Annotated in this window: 8 protein-coding genes and 1 tRNA gene; 5 read left to right on the top strand and 4 right to left on the bottom strand. The window is 46.1% G+C overall.

Annotated features, from left to right (window positions below; all coding sequences use genetic code 11):
• Positions 1-658 precede the first annotated feature (658 nt).
• Positions 659-1198 carry a Dps family protein gene (locus QUA16_RS34455; protein ID WP_333108980.1) on the bottom strand — a complete coding sequence of 180 codons (540 nt, stop codon included), beginning with the start codon at positions 1196-1198 and terminating at the stop codon, positions 659-661.
• 257 nt (positions 1199-1455) lie between these two features.
• Between QUA16_RS34455 and QUA16_RS34450 the strand changes: the two genes are divergently transcribed.
• The 5 genes from QUA16_RS34450 to QUA16_RS34430 all read left to right on the top strand — a co-directional run bounded on the left by QUA16_RS34450 (position 1456) and on the right by QUA16_RS34430 (position 7278).
• Positions 1456-1740, top strand: a complete 285-nt coding sequence (locus tag QUA16_RS34450) for a hypothetical protein (RefSeq protein ID WP_333108978.1) — start codon at positions 1456-1458, stop codon at positions 1738-1740.
• A gap of 214 nt (positions 1741-1954) precedes the next feature.
• The gene (gene hetZ / locus QUA16_RS34445) at positions 1955-3136 is read left to right on the top strand and encodes a heterocyst differentiation protein HetZ (protein WP_333108975.1); all 1182 of its coding nucleotides are present in this window, start codon (positions 1955-1957) and stop codon (positions 3134-3136) included.
• Positions 3129-4199 carry a hypothetical protein gene (locus QUA16_RS34440; RefSeq protein ID WP_333108973.1) on the top strand — a complete coding sequence of 357 codons (1071 nt, stop codon included), beginning with the start codon at positions 3129-3131 and terminating at the stop codon, positions 4197-4199. The genes hetZ and QUA16_RS34440 overlap by 8 nt, the downstream gene beginning before the upstream one ends.
• Before the next feature lie 425 nt (positions 4200-4624).
• Positions 4625-6988, top strand: a complete 2364-nt coding sequence (locus QUA16_RS34435; RefSeq protein WP_333108972.1) for a transglutaminaseTgpA domain-containing protein — start codon at positions 4625-4627, stop codon at positions 6986-6988.
• A gap of 86 nt (positions 6989-7074) precedes the next feature.
• Positions 7075-7278, top strand: a complete 204-nt coding sequence (locus tag QUA16_RS34430) for a hypothetical protein (protein WP_333181711.1) — start codon at positions 7075-7077, stop codon at positions 7276-7278.
• On the opposite strand, the gene QUA16_RS34425 is transcribed toward QUA16_RS34430, so the two are convergent.
• From QUA16_RS34425 to QUA16_RS34415, 3 genes are all read right to left on the bottom strand, one after another.
• Complete coding sequence (locus QUA16_RS34425) at positions 7270-7632, bottom strand: DUF5615 family PIN-like protein (RefSeq protein WP_333053246.1); 363 nt, start codon at positions 7630-7632, stop codon at positions 7270-7272. The two genes, QUA16_RS34430 and QUA16_RS34425, sit on opposite strands and share 9 nt — an antisense overlap.
• Positions 7633-7635: 3 nt before the next feature.
• Positions 7636-7998, bottom strand: a complete 363-nt coding sequence (locus QUA16_RS34420; RefSeq protein WP_445252229.1) for a DUF433 domain-containing protein — start codon at positions 7996-7998, stop codon at positions 7636-7638.
• Positions 7999-8222: 224 nt separating this feature from the next.
• A tRNA-Leu gene (locus QUA16_RS34415) sits at positions 8223-8304 on the bottom strand.
• Between the last annotated feature and the right edge of the window lie 200 nt (positions 8305-8504).

Below are 8504 nucleotides of genomic sequence, written 5' to 3'. Positions count from 1 at the left end.
GGGAACCGATGTAAGCGAGGCTCTGCCTCGGCCCAGACTATGGAGGCAGAGCCTCCGGATAGGCGTTACCAGGCTCTTCCTGGTAACGAGTATAATCATTTAGGATTGCTATATACAATTTAGCAGTTAAAAGCAACCGTAACGGCAACCATCGCAGTACATTATTCTGGCTATATCGAGCTTTTCAAGAAGATTCATTGATGACTCTTTTACGCCACAATTTGTACATTTTATCAATAGAAAGTATATTAAAAATAATACTTCCACCGCCAACTGGATCAGGGTTAGAGTTAAAACAAGCATCAGAATCGAGTGAAGGGACGACACTTGCTAGGATTGAGACGCGAAGGAAAGTTCACTGAATTTTGCCGTCGAAGGTAGACGAAAGAATGCGATTCAATAGTTTAGGAAATCGAAAATCTACATAAACCCAACATTGAAAAACCCGGTTTTTTGAAGAAACCGGGTTTTTGAGGAAGCTAGAGGGCGTTTAATTCTGCCTGGTTGGTCTGTCAAGAACCAGGAAAAAGGGTTAAATAAAAGAATTTTAATTTTCCATTCTTCCTTCTTCCTTCTTCCGACTTCCATCGAACTGACATCCGTTACATCCGTTACAGAATCCGTTGCCGAACTTCCTTCTTCCTTCTACTTAATCTTTCTAAGCGTGAGAAGCTGTAGGAGTTTTAGCTTGTGGGTGCTGGCCGTCTGGCGCAAGGGATTCCCCCTCAATAAACGATCGCAACATCCAAGCCATTTGTTCGTGCTGTTCCATCAAACCAGTCAAAAAGTCTGCGGTTCCGTCATCCTTAAACTCTTCACCGCACTGTTCGACGTGTTGGCGGAGATTGCGAATAATCAATTCGTGGTCGTCAACTAAACGCGATACCATTTCCGTAGCCAAAGGCAAATCGCCGATATGTTCTTTAATCGAGCCATACTTCAGAAAACCCTCAGCAGTACCAATTGGATAGCCACCTAAAGTTCTGACCCGTTCGGCCATAGCATCGATATTTAGTGTTAAGGCCTGATAGTGTTCTTCCCACAACTGGTGGAGCGATCGAAACTGCGGGCCCACTACATCCCAGTGATACTTTTTGGTTTTGATTAACAGCAGATAAGCATCTGCCAGGTCGTGATTCAATAGTTCGATAACGCCTGCACGTTGCTCGTCAGATAGACCTATGTTTAACTTACGCATTGAAAATTGTTCCTTCAAATCTAACTTTACATTTATTAGAACAAATTACGCCAGCAACTTACATCAACCCAGAGGACGATCGAAGACGATCGCACTTTCGTAAAATATCTGCATTTCAGGTTAAATTAATCGCAATATAGATACCCTTAGATAGATGCCATGAAACTTATTGTTCTGGAGTGCCTTTGTTTGGCAAACACAGGGATGGGGCAACCGATGAGTCCCCGCTCAATCGGGCTATACAAAAAGGCTGCACTATGATTGTTAGTAAAAATCAAGGAATTTATGTCCCAGTTAACCAACATCCCACACAATTAAGTGTGTGGGCTGCTTTAAATGACGGGCTAGGGGACTGGGAATTAAATATAACCGTTTCTAACCCTTGGGCCCATCTAGTAGACCGAATGAGAGAACCTGTTTGCTCGCTTCACCTTCAGGAAGACTTGCGCTGCTGTGACAACCACAGCACGCTTGCCGAAGGTATCAACGACAGTGTAGCGTTTTGGGCCCCCATGAAGGCTTTGTCAAACCCGACACTCTGATGAACCATCGTTATGGCAACTGTTTAAACCTGTTTCTTAACGGATGGCGCCTCCAGGACAGATAAAAAAAGCAGTCCTCTGTGTTTGCGCGAAGGAGGAAATAGAGGGCGTTGCAGTTTGTCCTATCTGGGGAATACGCGGTAAAGTAGCAGTAGGAAAGATTTATCCATACTTTTACTAACTGTGGTACTTTCATTGTTAGCTGTAAACCATCATGCGGGAAATCTGCCAGAGCGTGGAAACCATATTTCAACTGCTGTTAGACGAACTTAAAAAGTCCACTCGCGCGTCTGAGCAGAACTGCCAAGATGTAGCAGGGCGACTCGCAGCAGAAGTCAACAGGATATGCACTGAAAGCCAGCGGATTCAAGCCTCTGGAGATATAGAAGGTTCAGCCCAGACCCTCGCTCAGCACCGCTTGCAACAATGCCTCCACTATTACAATTTAGGCTCTGGGCCCGGTCGAGTAGAATTGCACAGTACCCTCAGCGCGATCGTCTATCGCTACATAACCCCTCCGCAGGTGCAGTCTAGCTATCAGGCGCGAGTAGAACTGATCAAAGATTTTTTGCAAGGATTTTATCTCGAAGCTTTAAAGGCATTCCGGCGCGAAACCCAACTGCCACCTACCTACAGTCCCCGCACTCGCTTAGAACTAGCAGAGTACATGGCCTTTGTAGAGCGCTTCGGCAAGCGGCGCATTCCTTTACCTCGGAACCGCAGCCAGCAACTAATTATTTTACGGGCCCAAACCTTTTCCCAGCAGCAGCCCAAAGAAACCTCCGTAGATATGGAACAAGCCGCCGACGGAGGGGCTTCCGATTCCGACCAAACTTGGAATGACACCTCGGTGCACTCAGTGCGGGAAGCGATGGCCGGACAGGGTTCGGGGGCAATTCGTCCCCTAGGCGACGAGTCAGAATCTCTGCGGCTAAACGTGATTGAGGAATTAGTGACTTACTTGAAAGAGCGCAACCAACAAGACTGCGCCGATTACTTCGTGCTGCGCTTGCAAGACTTACCGACTAATGAAATAGAGTCGCTTTTAGGAATAACTCCCCGCCAAAGAGACTATTTGCAGCAGCGCTTCAAGTACCATTTGCTCAGGTTCGCCATGTCGCACCGCTGGGAACTCGTTCACCAGTGGCTGGAAGCAGACTTAGACCGCAATCTGGGTTTGCTGCCTTCTCAGTGGCAGGCGTTTGGCGAGCAAATTGGCCCAGAGGGACAGCGTTTGCTAAAGTTGAAACAACAGGGTCTGTCAGAGTCAGCGATCGCCCAAACCCTGGGAAGCACGGTAGCCCAGGTACAGAAGCGGTGGTTTAAATTGCTGGAACTTGCGTGGGAATTGCGAAATCGTTCAGATTCCGGAGAAGGGGCATCTAGTGATGAATAACGAAACGAACAGGGATGCAGAGGCTTTCGATCGCCATTTTTTAGACTGGATATTGCAGGCGCCGATCGCGAATGCCTCTAACGAAGATGAGGAAAACCTCAATCCATCCCCTCGCTCACAAGAGTGGGGCGATACAGAAGAGAATTCCGGGGTGGAATACTGGGAATGGGACGAACCAGACCCGCTGGACTATCAAGTGGGGGCGCACAGCAATGCACCCGCACAACCGCTGACAATTGGAGAAATACCGACCGTGCAAGACCGTTTTCAGACCTTGTTAAAAGAAAGGCTTAGAGCCGAAATTGAATCTAACCCGCCGCTGTTCCCCTGGGAAACAGAATTCAAAAGCTACGACCACGATTATCCAGACGAGGTAGCCCCGCAATGGGTTCCCCCCCTACACATCTGGACTCCCCAACTACAAAATATCAGGTGGGGCCGCCTGCCAATTCCGATCGCCCAAGGGGTTTTTGCTCAACTGCTAGAACCTTGTCAGGAACTGGTAATGTCGTCGCTGCGGCAAGGATCGAAGTTAGTTCGCGCTGTAGATGGCTTATTTCCGGGCCATTCTCACGAACTCAACGAATTAGCTGGTTTAGTGCTCCGAGGTGCTTTACGGGGACTTCTAGATTTAGAAGATTTCCCGAATTACGAAGCTGCGAGTACCGATCAACAAATGGTGCTGTCTCTGTTGGCAGCCCGGGAAATCCTTGACTCTCTAACTTTAGATTGTCTTGTGAATCAGCCGCCTGTTTCGCGGGAGTGGCTGACAGGTTTGGGTTCACTGAATATCGAGGCTCAATACCTGTGGAACCGCAACAGAGAACAACCAATGCCATGTTTAAGAGTTGACTGCCAATTTCCTGGGGCAGGAAGTTTGGAACTCAAGGGAGGAGATGCCGAAGCAACAGCACATCGTCCGAATTCTGGACATTTAAGTGTGGAGTTGTTTGACCCGCAACCTAACAAGACTTATGCCTTAGAAGTTCGATTCCAAAACTTCGAGACCCGACCTTTGATGTTTGCTATTCGTCCTATTTTGGCAGGACAAGATAGCAACTAGAAAGGTTTAATTAGAGTAAATAAGGTAGGTGTTTACTCTCTGGTTTGACCTCACACAAAAACAGATGCAATCCCTCGACTTCTGTCGTGGAAAGCCAAAATAATTAGATATTAGTTCAAGCCCCCAGATTCATCTGTGGATTCAATCTAACATCTAATGACAGAGAAATAAGATTTAGATATTAGTTAAAATCCAGATTTATCTGTGGATTCAATCTAAAATCTCAAATCTAAAATCGTTTGACAGGGAAATAAGATTTAGATATTAGTTAAAACCCAGATTTATCTGTGGATTCAATCTAAAATCTAAAATCTAAAATCGTTTGACAGGGAAATAAGATTTAGATATTAGTTAAAACCCAGATTTATCTGTGGATTCAATCTAAAATCTAAAATCTAAAATCTAAAATAGTTGGATGGGTGCACATGACAACTGATAACCTGCGAAATATACCTGTTTTGGGTAAGCTGTGGGAGCAGATTGAGGCTATGCCTCCGCCGGTGATTGAGGATTCTTTACTGCTGCGAATCCTAGTTCAGTTGTTGGTAATTGTGGGGATTGTAGCTACTGACGTTGCTGCTGAAGAAGCCCTGAACCTGTGGGCTGTGCCTGTTAGTATTGTGGGAGCAACTTGGAGTTGGTACCGCCGCCGCGATCGCAATGTAGCTGCTAAGTTCTGCATAGCTATTGGAATGCTGGTGGCCCTGTTCGCTTTTTTTAGCCGCTTGGTGGGAGAATTGAATGATACGCGGTTAGTTTTGGCGCAACTTTTAATCCAACTTCAAGTGCTGCACAGTTTCGATTTGCCCCGCCGCAAGGATTTAGGCTATTCGATGGTAATTGGGCTAATTTTGTTAGGGGTAGCAGCGACTCTCAGCCAAACCTTGACTTTTGGGCCGCTGTTGTTGGTGTTTTTGGCTTTAGCGCTTCCGACTTTGGTTTTGGATTATCGATCGCGCTTGGGATTTTTGAAGCCAGAAGCCATTGGCGAAAAAGCACAAGGTAAAGGGAAAAATGAAAGCCTGTCGCTATTTGCTGCTACTTTATCCCCAAAGTATTTTGGTGGGCTGCTGCTGATAACTGTCGGGTTGGGGCTGACTATTTTTGCGTTTTTGCCGCGCCTCCCTGGCTATCAGTTGCGGACTTTTCCGGTGAGTGCCCCTATTCAATATCAGGGGGAGTTTGACTCGCGCAGCATTCTGAATCCGGGGTATGTCAGAGGCGGAAATCAAAAAGGAACTGGCGGAGGAAGGGGGAGAAACCCTGACAAAGGGCCAGGAGAGGTAGACTCTACTTTTTATTACGGTTTCAACCAGCGCATTAATCAAAATTTGCGGGGTGAAATGAAACCCCAAGTCGTGATGCGGGTGCGATCGCAGGCTGCGGGTTTTTGGCGCGTGTTAGGCTTCGACAAATACACCGGTCAGGGTTGGGAAATTTCTCGCAACGACGACGCTTTTAAGGTGAATAGACCTAGGTGGTCTTATCAATTTTATCTTAATCCTTTTCCGAATGCGCCTCGGACTCAAGAGGTGATTCAAAGTTATACTATTGTTGCTCAGTTGCCGAATTTGATTCCGGCTTTAAACAAGCCGAGGGAAGTTTATTTTCCGACGACAGATATTGCGGTTGATGCGGAGGGGGGGTTGCGATCGCCTGTGGAATTGGCGGAAGGCTTGACTTATACGGTGATTTCTAATGTGCCTTTTCGCGATCGAGCTTTGTTGGGAAAAACTGGTACTAATTACCCGAAAAATATTCGCAAGTTCTATTTGGATGTGCCGCCGAAAATTGCTGAAAAGGTGCGGGCAAAAACTGAGGAAATATTGCTAGCAAGGACGAGAGTAGCTAAGTCTGATAGATCGATCGACTCTCCCTACGAAAAAGCTTTGTATTTGGCTCAATATTTAAAGCAAAATCCGAATTATAAAATTGAAAAAGCTTTGCCTTACTTAGAAGAAAGTGAAGATTTAGTCGAGGGGTTTCTGTTTGGCTATAAAAACACCCAGGGCGGCAAAAAAGTTACAGGTGGATATCCCGACCACTTTTCGACGGTATTGACAATTATGCTGAGGTCGATCGGGATTCCGGCCCGAATGGTGGGGGGTTTCGATACGGGGGAATTTAACCCGTTTACGGGTTTGTATATTGTGAAAAATACCGACGCTTTCTTGATGACGGAGGTATATTTTCCCAATCACGGCTGGTTTGCTTTTAATCCGATTCCCGGTTATCCGCTGATTCCGGCTTCGGTGGAAGACAACCAGACTTTTAGTGCGCTGGAATCGTTTTGGAAGTGGATCGCGGGTTGGCTACCGACTCCTCTCCGAAGCGGGCTCGATTCAGTCATAGGTTTTGTAATTGGCTGGATAACTTTGATTGTAGGCTGGTTTCTGGGACAGTTTGCTAAGGGCTGGGTGGGGTTATTTACTGGTTTGATTGCTGCGATCGCCTTTGGCTTTATTGGCTGGTTAATTTGGCAAGTGTGGCGCAAGTGGCGCCACCGCCGCTGGCTGGCGAAGTTGCCGCCGGTGGAGGGGGTTTATCAGGAAATGCTGAAGGATTTGGCGAGTAGGGGTTTTGCCAAGCAGAAAGCTCAAACCCCTTTGGAGTATGCTGAGGCAATGCGCGGGAATCATGCAACTGATGAAGCTGAGGTGATTGATGAAGTTTCGCAAGCTTACGTGCGGTGGAAGTATGGCGGGGAATCGGGTAATTTGAGTCAGTTGCGGGGGTTGGTGGAAAATTTGAGGCGATCGCACTTGAAGAAACTGAAAAAGTTAAGATAAAAATCGGCGAGGGAAATTGCTTCTACACAAATAGGAGTTACGGAGAAAAACCCAAGAAACCGGGTTTTTCCGGTTTCTACGGCTGCATGGCGTCTTCTGGGCAAAAACCCGGTTTCTGGCCACCCGCGCATAATCTGATGGCGATCGCAAAATTTTCACTCTTAATACAGCCTCACCCTTTCAATCATCCGTTTGATGAGCAACAATCAGGCGATCGATTTCTTGGTGGTGGCGATCGTAATAACGCCAAGCATTCTCTAGATCGCGATCGGAGTGTGGATTTATGTTAAGGGGAGATGAATGATTCGGTCTTGGTATTCGTTATCAAACGAACCATCAACAATCAAAATCAATTCCTCAATATTTTGCCCAATACTTAAATCTTGATTCAAAACGAAAATCCCTGGAATATGACAACCTTTAGCCAGATGATCTACCAAATGCACGGGCATTGACTTGCGATTATTTGTCACCAAAATAAAGCTATGCTCCTCACACCACACCAAAATCTCCGGATCGAGGGTGCTTTTTGGGGGTGTACCAATTTCACCCACGGCCCAAACTACTAAATCGGGGCGTTTCCGGCGAAGCTGTGTAGCATAAATGGGCGTAACATTCTCATCCATCAAATATTTAAGTGCCATTCTTCAAGCACCCTGGATCGCGGTTTGCCTTTCCCGTTCCGCTTTCAATTTTCGCAATCTTTCTGCTGCAGGATGGGGATTTGCTGCTTGCATTTTTCGCTGCTGATGCGACCAATCCAACCAATCTTGCAAATATCTACTTACTGATTCTTGATTTTGTAAATAATACAAAATAGTCGTATAAACTTCTGCTAAACTGAGAGAAGGATAGAGTTGGTGAATTTCTTCTGCGGTGCGTTCCCGATAAATATACTCATACAGTACCGTCTCAATCCCGATGCGATGTCCTTTAATACGAATATCATCCGGTGCTAAGAAATCAAAATACTCATTAAGTCCCATATCTAAACTTCGTGTTTTAGCCATCTACTATTCTACTCGTTATCAGGAATCCCTTGATTCGCCCGATCGGCATCATCAGAAGTTAAAACATCACAGTCAAGGGTATGCAAATGCTCGAACATTGCGATGATCGCACAGAGTGTTTTGATCGACCGCCTTACTCGCAAGAGTCAGCGAAACATGAGCAAAAAACGGGATTCTTGGTTCAATTAACCTCCAACCCTTGATTTATAAAGTATTAGATAGTATGCGGATAAAAGGACTTGAACCTTCACTCCTCTCGGAACCAGAACCTAAATCTGGCGCGTCTGCCAATTCCGCCATATCCGCATTTTGACATTTCAATACTATAGCACACAACAGAGCGATCGGTCAATCGATTTTAGATTTTAGATTTTAGATTTTAGATTGAAGAAAGCGACCCACTGATAAATCCCCAGGGTTATGACCACATATAGCCTTTCTCAGTAACATGAGGTGCTCTGGCGGGCATAGGGCATAGGGCATAGGGCATAGGGCATAGGGCATAG

The organism is Microcoleus sp. S13_C3, assembly GCF_036700905.1.
In the GTDB taxonomy this organism is placed as follows: Bacteria; Cyanobacteriota; Cyanobacteriia; order Cyanobacteriales; family Microcoleaceae; genus Microcoleus.
This window is presented reverse-complemented; position numbering and strand designations above follow the sequence as displayed.

Excerpts from the sequence above, each read along its gene's own strand:
- QUA16_RS34455 (WP_333108980.1), bottom strand. The coding sequence starts at position 1,198 with ATGCGTAAGTTAAACATAGGTCTATCTGACGAGCAACGTGCAGGCGTT.
- QUA16_RS34450 (WP_333108978.1), top strand. The coding sequence starts at position 1,456 with ATGATTGTTAGTAAAAATCAAGGAATTTATGTCCCAGTTAACCAACAT.
- hetZ (WP_333108975.1), top strand. The coding sequence starts at position 1,955 with ATGCGGGAAATCTGCCAGAGCGTGGAAACCATATTTCAACTGCTGTTA.
- QUA16_RS34440 (WP_333108973.1), top strand. The coding sequence starts at position 3,129 with ATGAATAACGAAACGAACAGGGATGCAGAGGCTTTCGATCGCCATTTT.
- QUA16_RS34435 (WP_333108972.1), top strand. The coding sequence starts at position 4,625 with ATGACAACTGATAACCTGCGAAATATACCTGTTTTGGGTAAGCTGTGG.
- QUA16_RS34430 (WP_333181711.1), top strand. The coding sequence starts at position 7,075 with ATGGCGTCTTCTGGGCAAAAACCCGGTTTCTGGCCACCCGCGCATAAT.
- QUA16_RS34425 (WP_333053246.1), bottom strand. The coding sequence starts at position 7,632 with ATGGCACTTAAATATTTGATGGATGAGAATGTTACGCCCATTTATGCT.
- QUA16_RS34420 (WP_445252229.1), bottom strand. The coding sequence starts at position 7,998 with ATGGCTAAAACACGAAGTTTAGATATGGGACTTAATGAGTATTTTGAT.